The sequence below is a fragment of the Planococcus beijingensis genome, from assembly GCF_016820615.1.
GTDB classification, from domain to species: domain Bacteria; phylum Bacillota; class Bacilli; order Bacillales_A; family Planococcaceae; genus Planococcus; species Planococcus notacanthi.
On the sequence record NZ_JADHDZ010000001.1, the window covers coordinates 1,150,503 to 1,171,950 of the forward strand.

Here is a 21,448-nt window from a genome sequence, read left to right on the forward strand (position 1 = left end):
GGTGAAACGGATGCCCAACCCTTTTACAATAGAACAGCTGGATCTGCTCTACAGAAAATCAAAAGATCCGGTCTATTTTATGAAACAGATCGATGAGACGTTTGAGTATGTCTACGTCAATCCGGTATGTTTCAATATTTTCAAGAAAGAATTGGTGGGCACGACGCTGGAAGACAGCATGCCGCCTGAGCTGACAAGGGAGATCAAAAAACAGTACCTGATCGCATTGAAAGCGGGCAAGAACCATATATACCGCGATTACAGTTTATTCAGCGACCGTGAGACCGCGATGGAAACCGAATTGACGCCCATTGATTTCAAAGGGCAGCGATTTGTGCTGGCGGTAACGAGAAATGTAGCAGCGCAGAAGAAAATAGAAGAGGATTATTTATTCTACGAGTCACTGGTTCAAAACTCTGTGGATCCCATGATTATGATATCGGCCGAGTATATGGTCATTGACTTGAATCCGGCTTATGAAAAAGCATTTGGAGTGAAGAAGGATGAATGGGTCAACCGTTATTACGATGAGCTGTCTGATGACCATAAGGAGCTGTTCAGACCCGGCAAACTTTTGCTGGAACAGTTTAAACCGGGCGCAAAAAGCACTTCGCTGATTATGAAACGACGAAAGCAGGATGGTACGGTAGCGAAGTTTTCAGCCAGCTATTCACCCATCAATGAAAATGGCATCATTCGGGCATTTCATGTCGTATTAAGGGAATTGACCAGTGAACTGCTTTTGAGGAATGAACTCAAAAAAACCGAGAATATTCTGGAGAGCTACAAGGATGCACTTAATTACGCAGCACTTGTCGCGATGTGGAGTGTATCTGGTAACATAGAATTCGTTAATGAAAATTTTAGTGAACTCACAGGATACCAGCCGGAAGAATTGATCGGCGTCAACATCTCTACCATAGGAAAAGCGGTCATATCAACGGAAGAATATGAAAATATCCGCGCGGTTGTCTGGAAAGGGCAAATTTGGCGCGGGCAGATCCGCAGCCTGAAGAAAAATGGCGTTCTGTTCTGGGTAGATGCCACAATCATTCCGTTGATTGATGTGGAGGGACAAATTTATCAAGTCTTGTCGATTCTTTTTGACGTGACGGAACGCAAACAGCTGGAAGAGCAACTCCGTTATATGGCCTATCATGACGGCTTGACGAAATTGCCGAACCGGCGAATGATGGTTCAGCAATTTGAAAAGCTGAAACAAGAAGCGGCTGAAAAAGGAGAATACATTGCCCTTCTGTACATTGATGGAGACGATTTTAAATCCATCAATGACCAATTTGGCCATGACGTCGGCGACGATTTCATCTACCATTTCGGCCAGGCGATAAAAAACAGCATCCGCAAAGAAGATTTGGTTGCACGTGTGGGAGGCGATGAATTTCTGGTCGCACTGTTCGGCATGGCACCGGAAGAAAGCCAAGTGCTGATTGAAAAAGTCATCAGCCGCATCAATCACTCACTTTCAGAAGGCTGGAAAATCAATGGCCATTGGTTCACCCCGACTTCATCGGCCGGCATTTCCATTTTTCCGATGCATGGCAATAATTTTGAAGAATTGGTCAAAAAAGCAGATGCCGCCCTCTACTTAGCGAAAAGCAGCGGAAAAGGGAGTTTCTTCCTGTATTCATCCCTTTAACGGCAAGGTTCGGACGCAAAAAGGAACCTATAAAATGGATAAAAACAATTTAAATCAGACTGTGTGAAAATTTTCACGAAAAGCCTTGTTTTTTATTGGGGAAGTAGTAAGATTGATAGGGAATTTTAAACTTTTCTTGCTAAAACGCCTTCTGCTTTATGTCTAGTGGGATGCGTGATAATATAGACAAGACATATACAAATTAAGTGACTGCCGTCAAACAAATAGTTGGAGGTTTTTTTAATGTCTAGCAATTATTCAGATGCAAAATCCCCATGGAGTTCCATTACTGGTCCTAACTTAGGGTACATAATGGAAATGTATGACCTGTATCAAGAATCACCGGAATTACTTGATCCAGAATACGTTGAGCTTTTCAAACAGTATGGGCCACCTGTTGAAGCAACCATAGGTCAACAAACTGCAGTTGCAGAAACTGTTGAACCTAATAATTTCCCAAAAGTCTTGGCTGCTGTTCAATTGGCTGAAGCAATCCGCGCTCATGGCCATCTGGCATCGGATATCTATCCGCTGAAAGATCAGCCCAAAGATACTTCACGTCTGGAGCCTTCTACATACGGCTTGACTGAACAGGATTTAAAAGAAGTACCGGTATCATTACTTCTGACTAATGCACCAAACGGCATTGCAAACGGTCTGGAAGCGGTTAATTATTTGAAATCGCTTTATACGGATAAAGTCGCTTTTGAATTTTCCCATGTAATCCAGCCGCAGGAACGCAGCTGGCTGCAAGAAAAAATTGAAGCTGGGGAAGTCAAACCCAAGTTGGATGCAGACAAAAAGAAACAAGTCTTGGACTTGTTGACGCGTGTAGAAGGCTTCGAGAAGTTTGTACATCGCACGTTTGTCGGCCAAAAACGCTTTTCTATTGAGGGCGTGGATTCACTTGTTGTGTTGATGGATGAACTGGTCCGACTTTCTGAGTCTGCGGGCACTCAAGACATCATGATCGGAATGGCGCATCGCGGCCGTTTAAATGTGCTTACGCATATCTTGAACAAACCGTATGAAATGATGTTTGCTGGTTTTGCGCATGTTGGAGATGACGCATTCCTTCCAGAAGACGGCTCACTTCAAATCACCAAAGGCTGGTTTGGGGATGTAAAATACCATATGGGCGCAGCCTTTAAATCGGAAAAAGGGACAAGTATCAAACTTGCCTATAATCCTTCACACCTTGAAATCGTCAGCCCGATCGTTGCAGGACAGACACGTGCGGCGCAAGAGCTTACGGATAAACCTGGTGTAGCAGCTATGGATCCTAATAAATCCTACTCGATTCTTGTTCACGGGGATGCGGCATTCCCTGGCCAAGGCATCGTGACTGAAACGTTGAACTTCAGCCGTGTTAAAGGCTACCAGACAGGTGGATCAATCCACATCATCGCCAATAACCTGATCGGCTTTACGACAGAGCAGTTTGATTCAAGATCGACGCATTATTCTTCAGATCCTGCAAAAGGCTATGAAGTTCCTGTTATCCACGTCAATGCAGATGAGCCTGAAGCGGTTGTCGCTGTGGCACGGTTGGCGTTTGAATACCGTGAGAAGTTCGGCAAAGACATTCTGATTGATTTGATCGGTTACCGCCGTTATGGCCATAACGAAATGGATGAGCCGTTGGTGACAAACCCAACGATGTACCATGGCATCCACCAGCATGATACAGTCCGTGAACTTTACGGAAAACAGCTGTCAGCAGAAAACGTATTAGCTGAAGACGATGTTAAACAGCTTGATGCAGATATACAGAAAGAAATGCAGGAAGCTTACGATAGAGTCAAAGAAAATAAATCTGCGGATTTCCCGAAAGTCGAGATTCCTGACGGCGTCTTGAATGGCTATCCTGAAGTTCCGACAGGCATCGACAAAGATGTTCTGACGAAGATGAACGAAGAATTGCTGTCTTGGCCAAGTGATTTCTCTGCATTCGGCAAGTTGGCGCGCATTCTGAAACGCCGTGAAGATCCGTTCAACGGCAAAGGCAAGATTGACTGGGCACATGCTGAAACGCTTGCATTCGGTACGATCCTGCAAGAAGGCAATCCGATTCGTTTGACTGGCCAGGATGCGCAGCGCGGAACATTCGCTCATCGCCATCTTGTACTGCATGATGAAAAGAACGGCAATGAACTTGTGCCGTTGCATCACATCTCAGATGCTAAAGCATCGTTTGTCGTCTACAACAGCCCGTTGAGTGAAGCATCTGTACTTGGCTTCGAATATGGCTACAATGTTGAAAACGACAAAGCGCTTGTCATCTGGGAAGCCCAATACGGCGATTTCGCCAACATGGCACAGATGATGTTCGATCAGTTCATTTCAGCGGGACGCGCAAAATGGGGACAAAAATCCGGATTGGTCATGCTATTGCCGCACGGCTATGAAGGACAAGGACCTGAGCACTCGAGTGCCCGCTTGGAAAGACACCTCCAAATGGCTGCTGAAAACAACTGGACGGTTGCAAACCTTTCAAGTGCAGCAAACTATTTCCACATTTTACGCCGTCAGGCTAAAATGCTTGGAGAAGAGTCGATTCGCCCATTAATCATCGTTTCACCGAAATCGTTGCTTCGCCACCCTCTAGTTGGTGCGGATGTAGCTGATTTGACAGAAGGCAACTTCCAGACAATCATCGAACAACCGAACATGGGCAAAGATGCTAAAAAAGTGAAACGTATTCTATTTGCGAGCGGGAAAATGGCGATTGATTTAGCAGAACGGGTAAAAGATGGAAAAGGCTACGAGTGGGCGCATATTGTCCGCGTCGAGCAGCTGTATCCATTCCCATCCGAAAAAATCAAAGCCATCGTTGACCGTTACCCGAATGCCAAGGAATTGGCTTGGGTACAGGAAGAGCCTCAAAACATGGGTTCATGGACATTTGCGGATCCATACCTGCGTGAAGCGGCAGACGGCAAAGAAGTGAAATATTACGGACGTATTCAGCGCCAAAGCCCTGCAGAAGGCGATGGAGAAGCGCATAAAGTTGAACAAGCACGCATCATTGATGAAGCATTAGCTAAATTGTAAGGATAATCTAAGGAGGAATTTTTTGTGGCAGAGATCAAAGTACCAGAATTAGCAGAATCGATTACAGAAGGAACAATCGCTCAGTGGCTTAAACAGCCGGGCGAAACAGTTGAAAAAGGAGAATTCATCGTTGAGTTGGAAACAGATAAAGTCAACGTTGAAGTTATTTCCGAAGAAGCTGGAGTCGTTCAAGAACATTTAGCGCAAGAAGGCGATACAGTTGAAGTTGGACAAGTAATCGCAATCGTTGGCGAAGGTTCTGGCGAAGCTGCAGCACCTAAAGCTGAAGAAGCTCCACAAAAATCCGAAGAACCAGCTAAAACAGAAGCTCCTGCAACTCAAGAGCCTGTTGAAAAAGATCCAGCAGCTGAAGAGCAATCTTCTTCTGACCGGACAATCGCAAGCCCTGCTGCACGCAAATTAGCACGCGAAAAAGGAATCGACCTGGCTGCTATCACGCCAGTTGACCCAATGGGCCGTGTACGCGTTCAGGACGTAGAAGCTCACGGATCAAAACCGGCTGCAAGCGCTCCTGCTGCAAAAGCGGAAGCACCAAAAGCTGCAGCTCCTTCTTCTGATGAAGAAAATGGCCGCATCATCCGTGAAAAAATGACAAGACGCCGTCAAACGATTGCAAAACGTCTGCTTGAAGTAAGACAATCAACTGCCATGTTGACTACATTCAACGAAATTGACATGACAAACGTTATGGCATTGCGCAGCCGCAAAAAAGACCAATTCCTTAAAAACAACGACGTGAAACTTGGCTTCATGTCATTCTTCACTAAAGCCGTTACAGCTGCATTGAAAAAATACCCATATGTCAACGCTGAATTGGACGGGACAGATGTCCTTCTAAAACAGTTCTATGATGTCGGGATTGCTGTTTCAACTGAAGAAGGCCTTGTTGTACCGATCGTTCGCGACACGGACAAAAAGAACTTCGCTGAAATTGAAGCAACTATCGGTGAACTTGCGACTAAAGCACGCGATAAAAAGCTTTCAATTGCTGATATGTCAGGTGGTTCATTCACGATCACTAATGGTGGGGTATTCGGATCATTGATGTCTACACCAATTTTGAACGGAACACAGGTTGGTATTCTTGGAATGCACACAATCCAAAAACGTCCTGTTGCTATCGGCGACGAAGTCCAAATCCGTCCGATGATGTACGTTGCACTTTCTTATGATCACCGTGTCATTGACGGAAGCGATTCTGTAGGCTTCTTGAAAATGGTTAAAGATATGATCGAAAACCCTGAAGATTTGTTGCTTGAATCTTAAGAATTGATCACTCTGATAGTCCTGCATTGCAGGACTATCTTTTTTTTGTCATCATAAGGATAAGAACAGCCTAAAGGCGGTAGAAATCCATGGATATCTCATTTTTTATTGAATTAGTGAAGGAATACGGTTATTTCAGCATGTTCGTCTTTAATTGGCTGTTGCTGTTCGGACTGCCGATTCCCAATGAAGTGGCTGCGGCATTTTCAGGCGTGTTGACGGAAATCAGTTATTTTAAGCCGGTCTATGCTTTTCTCTCCGCTTATTTGGGATTGGTCACCAGTAATACGTTTGCCTACTTTATCGGCCGCAGTTTGGGGCACCGGCTGTTGAACCGGTTGAACAAGACGCCCCTGAATGGCCCAATCAGCCGCTTTAGTGCCTTTCTTGAAAAGAATGGGGAATGGGCGATCGCTTTCAGTTTTTTCCTGCCGGGAATCCGTTGGGCTATGCCATATGTCGTCGGAGCCAACCGCTTTCCTTTTATGCGCTATTTGATGTTTGCTTATACAGCCGGCTTTGTCTGGATGTTCATCTACTTTAATATTGGCAGGATGTTCCCTTATGCTTATCAGACCATTCTTGAACACCTCCAGGGTTTTCTGGTCTTGGTATCGGTCCTTATTGTAGCAGCGGCCCTGCTGCGCTATTTGTATAGCGCAAAGTTTACGAAAAAGTGAAACGTCTCGAAAATTAAGGTGTTTTATCTTTTAGGTATATCGGTGGTGCAGGAACAATAGATTTTCAGGAGCCGGTTTGAAATTAACCGGGGTTTTCCTTATACTGAAGGATAGACAGATAGAAAAGGATGAGGACGATGATTCACAACGAATGGCTGGAAAAAGAAACAATCAAAACGGTCACATGCAAACATACCGACGCAGCTAAGTTTTTGGTTTCCAATGTGCTGACTGTAGGCAAAGAATACGAAGTGAAAAACGAAACCGAAGAATTCATTTTTGTCGTGGATAACACGGGCAAAATTGGCGGATTCTACAAAACATATTTCGAGTGATCAAAAGAAATCTTCAGCAATAGAGAGGATTTTTTCCATTGCTGCCCGTTAATGCGGGACAACCGAATAGCGGCGACTTTTGCCGGTACAATTGGCTGCTGCCAGCCATAAAGAATGTCAAAAAGCCGATGGATTCACATCGGCTTTTTCTGTGGAAAGAAGGAATAGGAATGTCATTGATTGAACAGGATATCACGAAGCGTAAAGAACGGAGACATGAAGATTACACTAAATTAATCGGAAAGCCGGGTTATATTGCTCCCGATAACCATCTCTGGCAGGATATTCTATCAGCAGTGGTATTGCGCAAGCCTGTATTGCTGAAAGGACCGACCGGAGCAGGCAAGACCAAGCTGGCTGAAAGCATATCGGCTCTTTTCGGCCAGCCGATGCAAAGCATCAACTGTTCGGTTGACCTCGATGCTGAAGCGCTATTGGGCTTTAAGACTTTGGTGCAGCGGGATGGCCAAAGCGTCATCGAGTTTGTAGAAGGTCCTGTCGTAACTGCCATGAAAAAAGGCCATTTCCTATATATTGATGAAATCAATATGGCCAAAGCCGAAACGCTGCCGATTCTGCACAGCGCGCTGGATCATCGCCGCATGATGACCAATCCGTTTACCGGAGAAGTGATTGAAGCCCATCCGGATTTCGGCGTCATTTCAGCGATCAATGAAGGCTATATCGGCACGGCACCGATGAACGAAGCGTTGAAGAACCGCTTCATTGCGTATCCGATTCCTTATTTGACCGGCCAGCAGCTTGCAGAGCTTTGGAACCGTGAATTCCCGGATGCAGACGGAACTCTGAAATCGTTTATGCTGAATCTGGCGGAAGACTTGATGAAGCAAGTGAAGAATGGTTTGTTGTCGGAAGAAGCCGCTTCGATCCGCAGTTTGCTGGATGCTACGGCGCTGGCCCAATACATGGATCCGCTGCGCGCCGTGCGATACGCGATTGCCGAAAAGTTGGAAGATGAAAGTGAACGCGATTTGTTCATGGACTTGGCTCATACTTGGAAAAAGTAGGTGGAAAAGATGGCATCAGTCAATCGCTTTATCCAATTCAATAACGAAACCATCGATACGAAAATGCTTCATCAAATGGAGTTGCTTGCCGGTGCGTTGGCGGATGCCCCTTATTTGAAGGTGACGACACGCAAATTGGTGGAACTGCGGCCATCTGAATCCGCCATGTCCATCAGTGTGTTTTGGCGGCATCGCACAAAACGGATCGAGCGCAACGGTTACTTGTCGGATATCTATTTGATGGCAGCAGGCTATTGGCGCGATTTCAGCTTGGCTGCATGGCGCCGTTTCAAACAAGTGGATACCGCTTTGCCGAGTTTAAGGGAACAATTATTATTATGTGCAGAAGAGTTTCGGCTGTCCGAGAAGATAAAAGCGGCACGTCCTGGTACGGCTGCAGCTTTCGATACGCGGGAAGCTGTTTACACCGATTACCACGAAGATCAATTCCAGCAGAATCTGAAAAAAGGCTTTACAAGCGATTTGTTGATCAATGCGGCTTATTTGAGTTTGCGCGGTGTCGAAGTGAATGCTGGAGAGCGTTTTAATGCTTTATCATTCATCTGGACCGAGTTATTTGATGCAAGAACGACGATGGACTCCGTAAAAGTAGTGAATCGGATTATGGACCGGATTGAATTTCTGCTGGAGTCGGATGCTTTGCATACGTACTACACATTTGGCGAAGCAGTCGATAAAGCTCCGCCGTTTCATTATCACGAAGGCATTGATGCCGAAGAGTCAGATGAACCTGAAGAAATTGAGACCATTGAGGAATGGTTCCAAGCCTGGCACAGGGAAACTGAAAAGAGCGAGGCGCCAGCAATGGAGTTTGAGCTCGAACGTGGAGATTCCCAATTGGCAGAAGGCGGCAGGGAAGAAGAAGGCACAGCAGACGTCCAACAGACCGCCAAAGGAGATTCAAGCGGAGAACATTTGGAAGACAGTGATGCAGAAGATCGGCAGATGGCAAGCAAGCCGAAAAAAGCGGAAGGTCGATTCGGATCTGCCAATGATCAGGTCGTATACCACGAGTCCAGGTTGCTGGCAGAAAGGGACCATCGTCTGGAAATCGAAGCCTGGCGAAACAAACAAGCACCGTATGTGCGGGCTTTGCTGAAAGAATTGAAAAAGCGCATGACGCAAAGGCAGGAAGGCGTCCGCAGCAATTTGAACGCAGGCCGGCTGTCGAAAAAACTGATGCCGTTGGTGATTGAAGAACGGCCTAAACCTTTCTACCGGAAAACAGCGCCTTCCAAAGAACTGGATGCGGTTTTCTGTCTCTTGATTGATGGCTCGGCTTCCATGATCGACAAGCTGGATGAGACCAAGCAGGCTGTCCTGCTTTTCCACGATGTGTTACGAGGCTTGGATGTGCCTCATGAAATCGTCCTATTCTATGAAGATGCGTACGAGGCAAGTGATACTGAACAGCCGAATTATTTTCAGTGGATGCATAAATTCGAAGACCGGGGCAGAGACCATGCACAGGAAATTGCCTCATTGGATGCGCATGAAGACAATCGGGACGGTTTTGCCATACGCTGGATGAACAGCCGGCTGAAACGGCGGACCGAAAAACACCGCTTTTTACTGGTCTTTTCCGATGGGGAGCCATCTGCCTACAACTACGCTGAAAACGGCGTAGTAGATACGGCAAACGCTGTTTCGGAGGCGAAAAAGCAAGGCATTGAAGTGTTGCATCTGTTTTTGAGCGGAGATTCCATTACAGAAGAACAAGCGGCGTTTTACCGGATGATGTATGGCAATAAATCCGTCAGTGCCGATTCTCTCGAGCAGTTTGTCGAACAGACGCTGCGCCTGTTGAAAAGGAGTTTGCATCTGGTGATCCAGGCGGGATGATTTTTCATTATGTGCGGCTAATACGGGCCTTTTCGAAGATTGACTTCCAATATAAGGATTTACTTTCCGGCAAGCATAAAATACTTTCCAAAATGGCCGGAATACTTTCCATTGGCCCTCAAATACTTGCTGAAGCCGATGAAATACTTTCCATACAAATAAAACACAGAAAAAAATCCCCGGAAGCGATGGAGCTTCCGGGGATTTGCTGTTATTGATTGTTTTCATTGCCATCGTGGATCGCCAGAAGGCGCTGTTTCAAGTCTTCTTCCATGCGGCCGATTTCGAGCTCGGCGGCTTTGCGGTTTCTGCGGCCTTCCGCTTGGATCTTCAGTGTTTCTTCGATGGTTTCGAGCAGGTTTTCCTGCGTTTTCTTCAACGTATCGATTTCAACGATGCCGCGCTCATTTTCACGTGCAGTTTCAATCGAATTCATCTTCAGCATCTCAGAGTTTTTCAAAAGCAGGTCATTGGTGGTAGACGTAACTTGTTTTTGCGCTTCGACAGCTTTCATCTGTTTATTCAATGTCAACGCGATGGCAATCTGGTTTTTCCATAATGGAATCGATGTCATGATGGATGACTGGATCTTTTCCGCCAAGGTTTGGTTGGTCTGTTGAATCATGCGGATCTGCGGTGCGCTTTGGATGGTGATTTGGCGCGACAGCTGCAGGTCATACAGCCGTTTTTCCAGACGGTCGACATATTGCATCATGTCGTTGACTTCCTGATAAACCATTTGATCCTGTGAACTCTCTGCTTTTTTGCGGAGGGCGGGGATTGTTTCGCTCATAATTTCATCGCGCTTCAATTCAGCGGCAGCGATATAGACATTCAATGCCTGAAAATACGTTTTGTTCTGGTCATAAAGTTGCTCAAGCATCTGGACATCATCAAGCAGTCCGCGTTTGGAATGGTCGAGCTGGATGCTGATGCGGTCGACTTGTGTGCTGAGCTTCTGGTATTTGGTCATCATTTCCTGGACTGAATACTTGGCTTTCGAAAAAAGCTTGCGGATGCCTGATTTTTTCCCTTGCGTCAATTCTTCAGGATTCAGTTCTTCCAGTTTCTTCATTAGATCGTGGAGCACGTCACCGACAGGGCCGATGTCTTTGCGCTGCACATGATCGAGCATTTTATGCGAAAACTGGCTCAGCTGATTTTGGGCATTGGCACCGTATGTGAGAATCGCTTCGTTATTGCCGACGGGAATTTGCTTGGCGAGCTCACGTGCTTTCGCTTGCTCATCTTTCGTTAAGCGATCCATTAAAGCGACAGGGCGCCCTTCTGCCTGTTCAGCTACAGACTGCTCCTGCTTTTCCAATTGCATGCCAAAAGGCGATTCCAATAAATCATCCAATTCACTTCGAGTTGATGGTTTTTCTGTCATCTTCCACGTCTCCCTCGTGTTCAGGCTCTGGCTGAACGAGTAATTTCTGTTGCTTGTTATTATGCTTATCGACAGCCAATTGGGCGTAATCCAATTCCATCCGGAGTCTTTCGACATCGCTGGATAGCACTTGCTTCAGATCTTGTTCCATCACTTTATTGAGCGACAAAAGCATTTCCCGGGTGTCCTGCAAAGCGACGCGCATGTCGCGGTCTTTGACAGGCTGCCCAACCAATAATGTGTATTTCTCCGTCAATTCAATCGCTGAATCCAGATGGGAATAGAAGAACGGCTCAGCCAAGTAGAATTTTCTGGGGTTTTGTTGGACTACTGTAATGATTTTATTCGCAATCTTTGTCATATCCATCAATTGCTTGAAAGATGAAATGGAACGGACTTTATAATAATTGCTTTGAAGCTGTTTGATTTTATCTTTGCCTTCTTTTATCTGGTTTCTGACATTTTTAAATTCACTGCGGGTCATCCCGAGATTTTTGGAGTCTGATGAAAGTTGAACTTGCTTGATGGTCGTGTTGCTGGCAAGATAGGTTCCAGCTGCCACAGCTCCAGATGCGATCAATCCGATCTCTGCACCCAAATAAAGGACCGGAAACATCACAGTCATGAGAGGCAGGCTGACGGATTGCCTTTTGATGAAATTTTCAATCGGCTTTAAGGGCTTCATGCAATGGACCTCCTTTATTGCTACTTAACTATACGTCCTGGACACCGAAAAGTTTCGTTTCGATGCTTGCTCTACCTTATATTTTACGTGAAACTGCATGTCAATACAAACTTTCGAATCTCTTGAAAATATCATGCAAAACGCTTTACAAGCTGTAAAATATTTGGCAAAATGCTAATTAGGAAGAAATGGGGCTGGAACTATGCATGAAATCGTCTACACTCGAGCAGATTATGAACCTTGGTGGATGTTCGATGATTGGGAAGAAAAAATCGTTTCTCTTCAACAATTCTCTTCTGACGAGGAAGCACAGCGTTATTTAGAAGAACAGAAGCAGGCTTTCGGTCTGCAATTTGCCAATCATGAAAAACGGGATTTAGCTTTTGATGCTTACTGGAATGAGGAGGAAATGGAATATTGCGAAAAGTGCGAAGAGGATCTGCAGATTTTTCATAGTCTTATATGGCTAGTTGATGGGGTTCCAAAGATAAGTTTTTAGATTTATTTGACTTTTGTAGTCAATTTGCTATACTGATAGTAACAACATGAAATCTTGACCAATTACCGCTATTCACGCATTCCCAAAAGTGATCAGCAAGTGATGGTACTTTTGGGAATATGTGAATTTTTTTATTTGAAAAGATTCCATATTGAAAATTTTTTTACCACAGGAGGTAATTTACATGCAAGAAGGAACAGTAAAATGGTTTAACTCAGAAAAAGGCTTCGGGTTTATCGAAGTTGAAGGCGGAGACGATGTATTCGTACACTTCTCAGCTATCCAAGGCGAAGGCTTTAAAACGCTTGACGAAGGACAACGCGTTGAATTCGAAGTTGAAGAAGGAAACCGCGGACCACAAGCTACTAACGTAACTAAAGTCTAATGTCCAAGAACCACTCTCTCCAGAGTGGTTCTTTTTTTGCATCAATTCAGCGAAAATCCTGTATGCTTTTCCTGCTCCCGGTTCTATATTTCATTCTACTCCTTTCTTTAAAGAAGTGAGAGACGTCCATTTGTTCCGGCTTCTTGCCGTGAAGGTTTTTATTCAGACTTGTCAGGGTATAAATAAAAGACTGGATAACGAGAATATGGGAGGTTTTAAGTATGGAAGGCAAAGTAAAATCGTTTGATGAAACCAAAGGTGTAGGCATGATTACTGGAGACAACGGCGAAGATTTCTTTTTCGAAGAGATCAATATCAATGTAGATGGCCTCCGGAAACTGAATCCTGGGCAACCGGTGAAATTCACCGTCTATCAAGGCGTAGCCGATAAAGAGCGTGTAGCGACAAATGTAACATTAGTATTCTGATGGTCAAGCCAAAAGTGATAGTTGCATAGAAGTAAGATGGAGGGGGGACATTCAAATGACGAATGAATACTTAAAAAAACCGATGCCAAGCGAAGAAAAACAACAGGATTTCTACCAGAAGCTCCGGGCGAAAGTCCAGAAATGGGTAGACAATAAACCCGGAGTGGTTGGAACAGTCAGCGGATATGTTCTTTTCGCTCCAGACCTTTTTCACTTGCTGACGAAGATGATGCTGGACGGACGGATTGATGCGAAGAGCAAAGCGGCAGTTGGTGCCGGTATTATGTATTTTATCGCACCGATTGATTTTATGCCGGAAATTCTTGTAGGGCCAGGCGGATTCCTCGACGATGTTGTCGTGGCCGTATTTGTCATCAATACGCTTTTAAATAAATTCCCGACAGAAGTCATCACCGAGCATTGGGCAGGAGATGAAGATTTATTGGCGCTTGTCAAAAAAGTCTCCAACTCAGGAAATAAATACGTTTCCAAATTGCCTGCAGGCCGTTTAGTGAAACGTTTCACCAAATAAAACCAACAGGCAAAGCCAGGGATGTGAAGACATCCGCGGCTTTGCCTGTTTTTCTGTATTAAAAAAGCAACAGCCCTGCTCGTTTAACCGAGCGGGCTGTTGCGGGTAGTTGGATTAGTTGGTGATGCCTTGTGTATCTTTCCATTCCAAAAATTCATCATAAGTCAATTGCTTGTCGAGGATCGTTCCGTCTTCACGGATTTCAATCACGCGGTTTGCAACTGTCTGGATAAACTGATGGTCATGGGAAGTGAAGACCATGGCGCCTTTGAAGGCGATCATGCCATTGTTCAATGCCTGGATCGATTCAAGATCCAAGTGGTTGGTCGGTTCATCCAATAACAGGACGTTAGCGTGCGACAGCATCATTTTTGAAAGCATGCAGCGTACTTTTTCGCCACCGGATAAAACAGAAGGTTTCTTTTTCACTTCTTCGCCGGAGAACAGCATTCTGCCGAGGAAGCCGCGAAGGAAGGTTTCGCTTTCGTCTTCTGGTGAGTACTGGCGAAGCCAGTCGACCAATGACGTTTCGCTTCCTTCAAAATAGGACGTGTTGTCGATCGGCAAGTAAGCGCGTGAAGTCGTAACTCCCCAGCGAGCCGAACCGGATTCCGGTTGGTCTTCTTCTGCGAGAATACGCAGAAGCGCTGATTTTGCAAGCGGATCACCGATCAAGACGATTTTGTCGTCTTTGTTTAAGTTAAAGCTGATATTGTTCAATAATTTATTGCCGTCAACAGTTTGGCTGACATCTTTGACAGTCAACACATCGTTGCCGATTTCGCGGCCGATGGTGAAGTTGACGAACGGATATTTACGTGAAGAAGGGCGGATATCATCCAGCTCGATTTTATCAAGCATTTTCTTCCGTGACGTCGCTTGCTTCGATTTCGAAGCGTTTGCGGAGAAGCGGGCGATAAAGGCCTGAAGCTCTTTGATCTTCTCCTCTTTCTTAGAGTTTTGATCCGATGCTAAACGTGTTGCCAATTGGCTTGATTCGTACCAGAAGTCGTAGTTTCCTACATACAATTGAATTTTTCCGAAGTCAAGGTCGGCAATATGCGTACATACTTTGTTGAGGAAGTGACGGTCATGCGAGACAACGATGACGGTGTTGTCAAAGTTGATCAGGAATTCTTCCAGCCATTGGATGGCTTTCAAGTCCAGATGGTTGGTAGGCTCATCCAGCAAGAGAACATCAGGTTTGCCGAACAAAGCTTGTGCCAAAAGCACTTTCACTTTATCGGAACCGGAAAGTTCGGACATTTTCTTGTCGTGGAGGTCTTCAGAAATGCCAAGGCCCTGCAACAAAATAGCCGCTTCAGATTCAGCTTCCCAACCGTTCAATTCAGCGAATTCGCCTTCGAGCTCGGCTGCACGCATCCCATCTTCATCAGAGAAATCCTCTTTCATGTAGATGGCGTTTTTCTCGGACATGACTTCATATAATTTCTTATGTCCCATAATGACGGTTTCCAGAACCGCGTACTCTTCGTATTCGAAATGGTTTTGCTTTAGAACAGCAAGGCGTTCGCCTGATCCCATATAGACATTTCCGGATTGCGCTTCAAGATCACCTGACAGAATTTTGATGAACGTCGATTTGCCGGCACCATTGGCACCAATCAATCCGTAGCAATTGCCGGGGTTGAATTGAATATTTACATCTTCGAATAGTTTGCGGTCACCAAAGCGAAGACTCACATCATTTACAGCTATCATTTATACGTACCTCCTAAATTTCACAATAAGAAGAGTATACCACGAAATCCACGGAAATCGATAGCAATCGCCCGTGGTCTCGGATAAACTAAAAATATAAGCTTATTTTACCTCGTTTTGCGTTCCAAATAAGCTTCCAACAAGCCAAGTTCCTTGTTAAGCAAATACTCCATCCGAACATATTCGCGCCGCCCGGGAATATGTTCGGGGGTTAGGCCTTTCATCGAATAGATAAAGTAGTAGCCGCCGATTTGGCGGAACAGGACAACGACATGCGGAAACTCATCGAAAATCGCTTTTATGTTATAGCGTTTTGCGTAACTCCAGTTTACGAGCTTCATTGACTACCCGCCTTTCACACCTCCATTTTAAATGATGCGAGGGTGAGAACACAAGTTTGGCGTAAGGCATTAATTTGAAAACCATTTAAACAGTAATATGCCCGTTTAGTATAGTTAGTTGAGCTAAAGGAATAATATTTGAGACACCGCCTCGCGCTGAGAAAAAACGCTAGAGATACAGAGCCAAACAGCGGAGACTCCTTAGACAAAGCTAGCGCTGCGATGCAGGAGCACCGGTTTTTACGTAGCAGGCGAGAGGATTGGGCGCGAGCCCGCTGGGGGAAGAAGGAGTGGAAGGCAGCGGCCTGCTCCATGGAACAAGCTATACATATTTGAGTTAGTTAACAGGAGGAAAAAACGTGGTTGAAAAGCAAAAGAAATCAACATTGGGATTGATGATAGTGGCCATATTGTTCGTTGCCTTGAACCTGCGGCCAGCCATTTCGTCCATCGGCCCGATGCTCGAGCCTATACGTGCAGATTTAAATCTAAGCAATAGCGAAGTCAGTTTGCTGACGGCGATTCCGGTTTTTTGCATGGGGTTATTTGCGCCACTGGCTGTATGTTTTGGCCGGAAGTTCGGCTTAAAGCGTTCAATCGCATTATTATTAATGGCAATCGGACTGTTTACGCTAGTCAGAGGCTTTTGGCCAACTTATCCGGTTCTGCTTGGCACCGCTTTTATCATTGGTTTGGCGATTGCTATTATTGGACCTTTGCTGTCTGCCATGATTAAACGTGATTTTCCATTGCGTACTGCTGCATTGATTGGAGTCTATTCGTTCGGAATGGGACTCGGGGCGACTTTGTCCGCGGGTTTGACCGGTGTCTTTTACACGATTGCTGATTGGCCGCTGGCAATTGCAAGTTGGAGCCTTTTGTCGATAGCTGCTATCATCGTTTGGCTGCAAGTGAAACAGCCGATTGAAGTGAAAGTGGAGAGTATAGCAGGGGACAGCGCTGTCGCTTTATCGCCATGGAAAAATAAACGGGCTTGGTATATGCTGATCTTTTTCGGCTGCCAATCGGCATTATTCTTTTCTATGCTGACCTGGCTAGCGCCGATTGCCATTGAAAAAGGAATGTCGATCCTGGCAGCCGGTGGTGTACTGACATTAATGACTGCCGTCCAGATTGCAGGAAGCATCAGCATTCCGCAATTTTTCAATCGATTTCCTAATCGTTTCATGTGGACGGTAATTATATTGGCTTCCGGCACAATCGGGATACTGCTGCTGCTGTTCGGAAGTCTCGCCACGATTTGGATCGCGGCTGCTTTTATCGGTGTTGCGCTGGGGGGGCTATTCCCGATTGCCTTATTGATGCCTCTTGATGAGACCGCTTCTGCTGATGAAGCCAATCGCTGGACGGCTATGACGCAATCAGGCGGCTATATCATTTCGGCTTTCATGCCGTTGACGATTGGCATCGTTTATGACCAGACAGGCAATCACACGATTACGTTGTTGATGCTGCTTAGTTTTATTGTGCTGATGTTCATTTTTGCTTTCCTGCTCACAAATAAGAAAGAGGCTATTTCTTGATATCCGGGAGGAAGAACTCTTTGATCGCTTTCGGCTGCAGGATAAAGAGCCAGGAAAGATACAGCGAGATCAACGGGAAAATGATGCACCAGGAAGAAACCATAGTGAATGACAGTTTTGAATTCGGAAAAAATGAAGAGAAATACCAAAAATTATAACTTAAGATCAATAACATCGTAGTAATCGGACCGACATAAATTCTTTTGGTCAAGATAGCGAGCACAATGCCGATTCCTATAACCATTGTCGGTAAAATCACTAATTGCATCACAATCGGGTCGATGGATTCTATAAGCTTCAATCGAGTTCCTCCCTAATTCGAATGTAAATAGGCGATTTGACGGAATAATCCGTTAATAAATGAGGGGAAAAAAAGTTGACGCTTCAAGCGTCAACTTTTTCCCAGGCATTGGACAGAAATGCATCCCGTCCGGATTCTTCACGGTCTTTTTTGTAATGCTCGGCATTTTTCTTATAAAAATCCTGATGGTACTCTTCCGCTCTGTAGAAAGGGACGGCATCCATGATTTCTGTCACAACAGGTTTGTCGAAACGCCCACTGGCATCAAGGTCCTGCTTTGTTTTTTCAGCCAGCGCCCGCTGCTGATCGTTGTGGACAAAAATAGCAGCCCGGTAGGAGGAGCCGCGATCCTGGAATTGGCCCTCGTTGTCAGTCGGGTCGATCTGCTGCCAAAAGATATCCAGCAATTGTTCATACGGGAAGATATCCGGTTGGAACGTGATTTCCACGGCTTCCATATGTCCGGTAGTACCCGATTTCACCTGTTCGTATGTAGGGTTTTCGATATGCCCGCCAATATAGCCGGAAACTACCTGCTCAATGCCGTCAAACTGATCAAACGGTTTGACCATGCACCAAAAGCAGCCGCCTGCGAATGTCGCTTTTTCTGTCATAATTATGTCTCCTCTCGAATTAGTGATAACCTGTTTTATACTTTGCGGATGAGATTTTGGGCTTTTCGGCATCTTGCTGTTTATATAGGAAGAAAAGCTAATTTCTACATCATCTTTTAGTAGGTAAGAAAAATCTTACCACTCCGCTTGATTCACGACAATTAAAATGTTTTATTTACAATGAATTTACCATTGGAAATCAAAAGGTGGGCTTTTAAACGGCAATGGGCATTAATTTTTTTGTGAATTCAATGGTTTCATATGAGAAAAAGCCTATATTCCTGATTCTTTTCATTTATTTAAAGAAAATCTTGAAACTTAATGCATACCCGCGCGTCATATTGACGTAAAAGTTTAGAAAGGAGTAGATCTGTTATGGAAGAAGAATTACAACCTGTCAGAAGAAAAAGACGCAGAAAAAGAAGAGTACGGCTGCGCGGCATCATCTTCCTGCTAATGGTCGCTCTTATTGCAGTTGGTGCTTATGCATTCATACAATTTAAAAGTGGAGTAAGTTTAGCAGAAGACAATACCGAGCAAGAACCAGTAGCATTTGATGGAGATGAAGCAAACGGTGATTACGAGAATATCCTGGTATTGGGTGTCGATTCCCGTGGAGAAGAATTTTCACGCACAGATACAATGATGCTCGCTACACATGATAAAGTAAATGGGGAAATCAAGCTGACGTCATTCATGCGCGACATATATGCGGATATTCCCGGTTATCAATCCTATAAATTAAATACGGCCTATTATTTAGGAGAAAAACACGGTGAAGGCGGTGTGGATCTGCTGGCGGATACGCTGAGAAACATGTTCGGTGTGGAAATTCATCATTACGCAGTGATTGATTTTGAGAGCTTTGAAAGTCTGGTTGATGTGGCAGCTCCAAACGGCGTAGAAATCGATGTGGAAAAAGCGATGTCGAAACGGATTGGGGTCTCATTGGAGCCAGGTGTCCAGAACCTGAACGGCAAAGAGCTTTTAGGGTATGCGCGTTTCCGCGCAGACGATGAAGGCGACTTTGGCCGTGTGCGCCGCCAACAACAAGTGATTGCGGGCATGAAAGACGAATTGATCAGCATTTCTGCGATTCCGAAATACCCGAAAATGGCAGGAGCTTTGCAAGGCTATGTCCAAACGGATATGCCTTTGACCGATCAAGTGAAACTGGCGACACAGTTGGCAACCGGCGGAAGCGGGGAAGTGGGCCGTCTGACTTTGCCTGTTGAAAACAGCTATAGTTACGGGAATTACTCCCATGCAGGATCGGTTCTCGATATTGATGTAGAACAGAATAAACAGGCCTTAAGTGAATATTTGTCACAACCCTTAGACTAAATTATCAGATGATATGATAATATGAAGGTATATAGTCTATTAAGAAAAGGGGAAGCTTATGCAGCCAGAGGACAAGCCATCGTTTTTTGCTACAAATTACATTCGATTTTTAGGCGGAAGAAATACCATATTCACGCTGATTACGCTATTGCTGCTTGGCTTGGTGGTTTTCATTTTCAAAGAGGTTTCGTTTATTTTCCACCCGCTTAGCGTATTCATGAAAACCGTAGTCTTACCGATTGTGTTGGCATTGATCTTCTTCTACTTGCTGCGGCCGGTGTTGCGCATGCTGGAGAATTTTAAAATCCCGCGCATTTGGGGGATCCTTATCATCTTTCTTGGCGTGGTCGGACTGATCACATTATTGATCGTCTTGGTATTTCCATTTTTAAAATCACAATTCCAAACACTCATTGAAGAGTTTCCGACGTATTTTATGCAATTGCTGACGGATGTGGATGCCTTTTTAAGAACCTCGTATATCGGTGATTACTACAGTGAATCCAACTTTACAATCGACACCTTGCTTGCAACGTTGCCTGGCAATATTGCAGATACACTGCAAAATACCGTGACCAGCATCATTACAGGGGTGACTGGTTTAATTTCCACGATTACTGGCGTTATTTTATCGGTGGTCATCGTTCCGTTTATCCTGTTTTACCTGTTGAAGGACGGCGAGAAATTGCCGGAGTATTTCCTCAAACTCTTGCCGCCCAGATTCCGCGACGATACGCGTGAAGTATTCACGGAAGCGGATAAGCAATTGGGGGCTTACATACAAGGGCAGCTGATTGTAGCATTTTGCATTGGTGTCATGGTTTATATCGGATTCCTGATCATTGGCATGGATTATGCCTTGCTGCTGGGGGTTTTAGCCATGGTGACCAGCATTGTGCCCTATATAGGGCCTGCTATTGCCATCACTCCTGCCGCCATTATTGCACTTGTTACATCCCCATTCATGCTGGTTAAGCTGGCAATTGTCTGGACGGTTGTGCAATTGGTGGAAGGAAATTTGATTTCTCCTCAAGTTATGGGAAAAACATTATTTATCCATCCGGTGACGATCATCTTTGTGCTTTTGACAGCGGGATCGCTATTCGGTGTTGTCGGCGTCATTTTAGGGATTCCGATGTATGCGTTGCTTCGGGTCTTGATTTCCCATTTTTATAGGCTCTTTAAACGCCGTTACAACAAACATGAAACCAATTTGGAAAATCAATACGATTATACAGAACTATAAGATTGTTTTAAAACAGCATAATAGTGGTATATAAGGATTAACAAAAGTTGGGGGTTTCTACGTTATGAAGTTCAAAGATTTTTTATCATCAATCGGCATCGGGTCTTTAAAAGTCGAAACGGTAGTTGAAATGCCGCATCTCGAAGAAGGCGAAACATTGAACGGCACCGTGTATCTGGATGGTGGGGATGGCGATCAAACGATTGATTTCATCGAGTTGAACGTCATTAAACTAGTCGAAGATACACGGGACGACAGCGATTTCGATTTTTATGAAACGGTCATCGGAAAACAATCGATGGAGTTTGCAGGATCGGTCAAATCAAAAGAAACGGTCATGCAGCAGTTTGAAATCGTCCCGGATGAACGCTGGATGCTCGACAATCCAAAAGCAAAATTGATTTTGCGTACTGTCGTCCACGTCAAAAATGGCGTCAATGCACAAGATGAAGACGAAATCACATATGGAACATTTGAGAGCTGAAATCAGCTCTCTTTTTTTATGCTTGCAGA

21 protein-coding genes are annotated in these 21,448 nt (G+C 44.9%); 15 read left to right on the forward strand and 6 right to left on the reverse strand.

Annotation, left to right across the window (positions count from 1 at the left end; all coding sequences use genetic code 11):
* The first annotated feature begins 10 nt into the window (after window positions 1-10).
* The 7 genes from IRE19_RS05525 (at window position 11) to IRE19_RS05555 (ending at window position 9,904) form a co-directional block, all read left to right on the forward strand.
* Complete coding sequence (locus IRE19_RS05525) at window positions 11-1,657, forward strand: diguanylate cyclase domain-containing protein (protein ID WP_203339572.1); 1,647 nt, start codon at window positions 11-13, stop codon at window positions 1,655-1,657.
* A 243-nt stretch (window positions 1,658-1,900) separates the two neighbouring features.
* Entirely contained in the window at window positions 1,901-4,711 is a 2,811-nt protein-coding gene (locus IRE19_RS05530; protein WP_203339573.1) for a 2-oxoglutarate dehydrogenase E1 component, read from the forward strand.
* Window positions 4,712-4,735: 24 nt separating this feature from the next.
* Window positions 4,736-5,998: a 2-oxoglutarate dehydrogenase complex dihydrolipoyllysine-residue succinyltransferase gene (odhB, locus tag IRE19_RS05535; protein ID WP_191714359.1), complete on the forward strand. Its 1,263-nt coding sequence runs from the start codon at window positions 4,736-4,738 to the stop codon at window positions 5,996-5,998.
* Between the two features lie 89 nt (window positions 5,999-6,087).
* Window positions 6,088-6,678, forward strand: coding sequence for a DedA family protein (locus IRE19_RS05540; protein ID WP_203339574.1), 591 nt, complete (start codon window positions 6,088-6,090; stop codon window positions 6,676-6,678).
* A 137-nt stretch (window positions 6,679-6,815) separates the two neighbouring features.
* The gene (locus IRE19_RS05545; RefSeq protein WP_203339575.1) at window positions 6,816-7,013 is read left to right on the forward strand and encodes a DUF6501 family protein; all 198 of its coding nucleotides are present in this window, start codon (window positions 6,816-6,818) and stop codon (window positions 7,011-7,013) included.
* 170 nt (window positions 7,014-7,183) lie between these two features.
* Window positions 7,184-8,041 (forward strand): AAA family ATPase, encoded by an 858-nt coding sequence (locus tag IRE19_RS05550; protein ID WP_203339576.1) that lies wholly within the window; start codon window positions 7,184-7,186, stop codon window positions 8,039-8,041.
* A 9-nt stretch (window positions 8,042-8,050) separates the two neighbouring features.
* The gene (locus IRE19_RS05555; protein ID WP_203339577.1) at window positions 8,051-9,904 is read left to right on the forward strand and encodes a vWA domain-containing protein; all 1,854 of its coding nucleotides are present in this window, start codon (window positions 8,051-8,053) and stop codon (window positions 9,902-9,904) included.
* Between the two features lie 211 nt (window positions 9,905-10,115).
* Here IRE19_RS05555 and IRE19_RS05560 read toward each other — a convergent pair whose 3' ends face one another.
* Window positions 10,116-11,294: a toxic anion resistance protein gene (locus IRE19_RS05560; protein ID WP_203339578.1), complete on the reverse strand. Its 1,179-nt coding sequence runs from the start codon at window positions 11,292-11,294 to the stop codon at window positions 10,116-10,118.
* On the reverse strand, window positions 11,266-11,979 hold the full coding sequence (locus tag IRE19_RS05565) for a 5-bromo-4-chloroindolyl phosphate hydrolysis family protein (protein ID WP_203339579.1): 714 nt from the start codon (window positions 11,977-11,979) through the stop codon (window positions 11,266-11,268). The genes IRE19_RS05560 and IRE19_RS05565 overlap by 29 nt, the downstream gene beginning before the upstream one ends.
* A 202-nt stretch (window positions 11,980-12,181) precedes the next feature.
* On the opposite strand from IRE19_RS05565, the gene IRE19_RS05570 reads away from it, so the two are divergent.
* The 4 genes from IRE19_RS05570 (at window position 12,182) to IRE19_RS05585 (ending at window position 13,823) form a co-directional block, all read left to right on the forward strand.
* Window positions 12,182-12,478 carry a DUF1033 family protein gene (locus IRE19_RS05570; RefSeq protein ID WP_203339580.1) on the forward strand — a complete coding sequence of 99 codons (297 nt, stop codon included), beginning with the start codon at window positions 12,182-12,184 and terminating at the stop codon, window positions 12,476-12,478.
* A 184-nt stretch (window positions 12,479-12,662) separates the two neighbouring features.
* A complete protein-coding gene (locus IRE19_RS05575; protein ID WP_008428384.1) occupies window positions 12,663-12,863 on the forward strand; it encodes a cold-shock protein in 201 nt (66 codons plus the stop codon).
* 221 nt (window positions 12,864-13,084) lie between these two features.
* Window positions 13,085-13,291, forward strand: coding sequence for a cold-shock protein (locus tag IRE19_RS05580; protein WP_191714367.1), 207 nt, complete (start codon window positions 13,085-13,087; stop codon window positions 13,289-13,291).
* Window positions 13,292-13,346: 55 nt separating this feature from the next.
* Window positions 13,347-13,823, forward strand: a complete 477-nt coding sequence (locus IRE19_RS05585) for a YkvA family protein (protein WP_191714368.1) — start codon at window positions 13,347-13,349, stop codon at window positions 13,821-13,823.
* 114 nt (window positions 13,824-13,937) lie between these two features.
* On the opposite strand, the gene IRE19_RS05590 is transcribed toward IRE19_RS05585, so the two are convergent.
* The gene (locus tag IRE19_RS05590) at window positions 13,938-15,545 is read right to left on the reverse strand and encodes an ABC-F family ATP-binding cassette domain-containing protein (protein ID WP_191714369.1); all 1,608 of its coding nucleotides are present in this window, start codon (window positions 15,543-15,545) and stop codon (window positions 13,938-13,940) included.
* A 107-nt stretch (window positions 15,546-15,652) separates the two neighbouring features.
* Window positions 15,653-15,886, reverse strand: coding sequence for a hypothetical protein (locus IRE19_RS05595; RefSeq protein ID WP_191714370.1), 234 nt, complete (start codon window positions 15,884-15,886; stop codon window positions 15,653-15,655).
* 359 nt (window positions 15,887-16,245) lie between these two features.
* Between IRE19_RS05595 and IRE19_RS05600 the strand changes: the two genes are divergently transcribed.
* Entirely contained in the window at window positions 16,246-17,430 is a 1,185-nt protein-coding gene (locus tag IRE19_RS05600) for an MFS transporter (RefSeq protein ID WP_203339581.1), read from the forward strand.
* On the opposite strand, the gene IRE19_RS05605 is transcribed toward IRE19_RS05600, so the two are convergent.
* On the reverse strand, window positions 17,420-17,731 hold the full coding sequence (locus IRE19_RS05605; RefSeq protein ID WP_203339582.1) for a DUF2651 family protein: 312 nt from the start codon (window positions 17,729-17,731) through the stop codon (window positions 17,420-17,422). The two genes, IRE19_RS05600 and IRE19_RS05605, sit on opposite strands and share 11 nt — an antisense overlap.
* Before the next feature lie 83 nt (window positions 17,732-17,814).
* A complete protein-coding gene (msrA, locus tag IRE19_RS05610; protein ID WP_203339583.1) occupies window positions 17,815-18,345 on the reverse strand; it encodes a peptide-methionine (S)-S-oxide reductase MsrA in 531 nt (176 codons plus the stop codon).
* A gap of 375 nt (window positions 18,346-18,720) precedes the next feature.
* Here msrA and IRE19_RS05615 point away from each other — a divergent pair, with 375 nt between their 5' ends.
* The 3 genes from IRE19_RS05615 to IRE19_RS05625 all read left to right on the forward strand — a co-directional run bounded on the left by IRE19_RS05615 (window position 18,721) and on the right by IRE19_RS05625 (window position 21,419).
* Window positions 18,721-19,689: an LCP family protein gene (locus tag IRE19_RS05615; RefSeq protein WP_191714374.1), complete on the forward strand. Its 969-nt coding sequence runs from the start codon at window positions 18,721-18,723 to the stop codon at window positions 19,687-19,689.
* Window positions 19,690-19,747: 58 nt separating this feature from the next.
* Window positions 19,748-20,935: an AI-2E family transporter gene (locus IRE19_RS05620; protein WP_203339584.1), complete on the forward strand. Its 1,188-nt coding sequence runs from the start codon at window positions 19,748-19,750 to the stop codon at window positions 20,933-20,935.
* A gap of 64 nt (window positions 20,936-20,999) precedes the next feature.
* Window positions 21,000-21,419, forward strand: coding sequence for a sporulation protein (locus tag IRE19_RS05625; RefSeq protein ID WP_203339585.1), 420 nt, complete (start codon window positions 21,000-21,002; stop codon window positions 21,417-21,419).
* Window positions 21,420-21,448: the final 29 nt, after the last annotated feature.

Bases quoted from the DNA above. Each gene is read 5' to 3' on its own strand.
- IRE19_RS05590 (WP_191714369.1), bottom strand. From the start codon at position 15,545: ATGATAGCTGTAAATGATGTGAGTCTTCGCTTTGGTGACCGCAAACTA.
- IRE19_RS05565 (WP_203339579.1), bottom strand. From the start codon at position 11,979: ATGAAGCCCTTAAAGCCGATTGAAAATTTCATCAAAAGGCAATCCGTC.
- IRE19_RS05550 (WP_203339576.1), top strand. From the start codon at position 7,184: ATGTCATTGATTGAACAGGATATCACGAAGCGTAAAGAACGGAGACAT.
- msrA (WP_203339583.1), bottom strand. From the start codon at position 18,345: ATGACAGAAAAAGCGACATTCGCAGGCGGCTGCTTTTGGTGCATGGTC.
- IRE19_RS05595 (WP_191714370.1), bottom strand. From the start codon at position 15,886: ATGAAGCTCGTAAACTGGAGTTACGCAAAACGCTATAACATAAAAGCG.
- IRE19_RS05615 (WP_191714374.1), top strand. From the start codon at position 18,721: ATGGAAGAAGAATTACAACCTGTCAGAAGAAAAAGACGCAGAAAAAGA.
- IRE19_RS05620 (WP_203339584.1), top strand. From the start codon at position 19,748: ATGCAGCCAGAGGACAAGCCATCGTTTTTTGCTACAAATTACATTCGA.
- IRE19_RS05525 (WP_203339572.1), top strand. From the start codon at position 11: ATGCCCAACCCTTTTACAATAGAACAGCTGGATCTGCTCTACAGAAAA.
- IRE19_RS05555 (WP_203339577.1), top strand. From the start codon at position 8,051: ATGGCATCAGTCAATCGCTTTATCCAATTCAATAACGAAACCATCGAT.
- IRE19_RS05585 (WP_191714368.1), top strand. From the start codon at position 13,347: ATGACGAATGAATACTTAAAAAAACCGATGCCAAGCGAAGAAAAACAA.
- IRE19_RS05625 (WP_203339585.1), top strand. From the start codon at position 21,000: ATGAAGTTCAAAGATTTTTTATCATCAATCGGCATCGGGTCTTTAAAA.
- IRE19_RS05540 (WP_203339574.1), top strand. From the start codon at position 6,088: ATGGATATCTCATTTTTTATTGAATTAGTGAAGGAATACGGTTATTTC.
- IRE19_RS05530 (WP_203339573.1), top strand. From the start codon at position 1,901: ATGTCTAGCAATTATTCAGATGCAAAATCCCCATGGAGTTCCATTACT.
- IRE19_RS05545 (WP_203339575.1), top strand. From the start codon at position 6,816: ATGATTCACAACGAATGGCTGGAAAAAGAAACAATCAAAACGGTCACA.
- IRE19_RS05575 (WP_008428384.1), top strand. From the start codon at position 12,663: ATGCAAGAAGGAACAGTAAAATGGTTTAACTCAGAAAAAGGCTTCGGG.
- IRE19_RS05570 (WP_203339580.1), top strand. From the start codon at position 12,182: ATGCATGAAATCGTCTACACTCGAGCAGATTATGAACCTTGGTGGATG.
- IRE19_RS05580 (WP_191714367.1), top strand. From the start codon at position 13,085: ATGGAAGGCAAAGTAAAATCGTTTGATGAAACCAAAGGTGTAGGCATG.
- IRE19_RS05560 (WP_203339578.1), bottom strand. From the start codon at position 11,294: ATGACAGAAAAACCATCAACTCGAAGTGAATTGGATGATTTATTGGAA.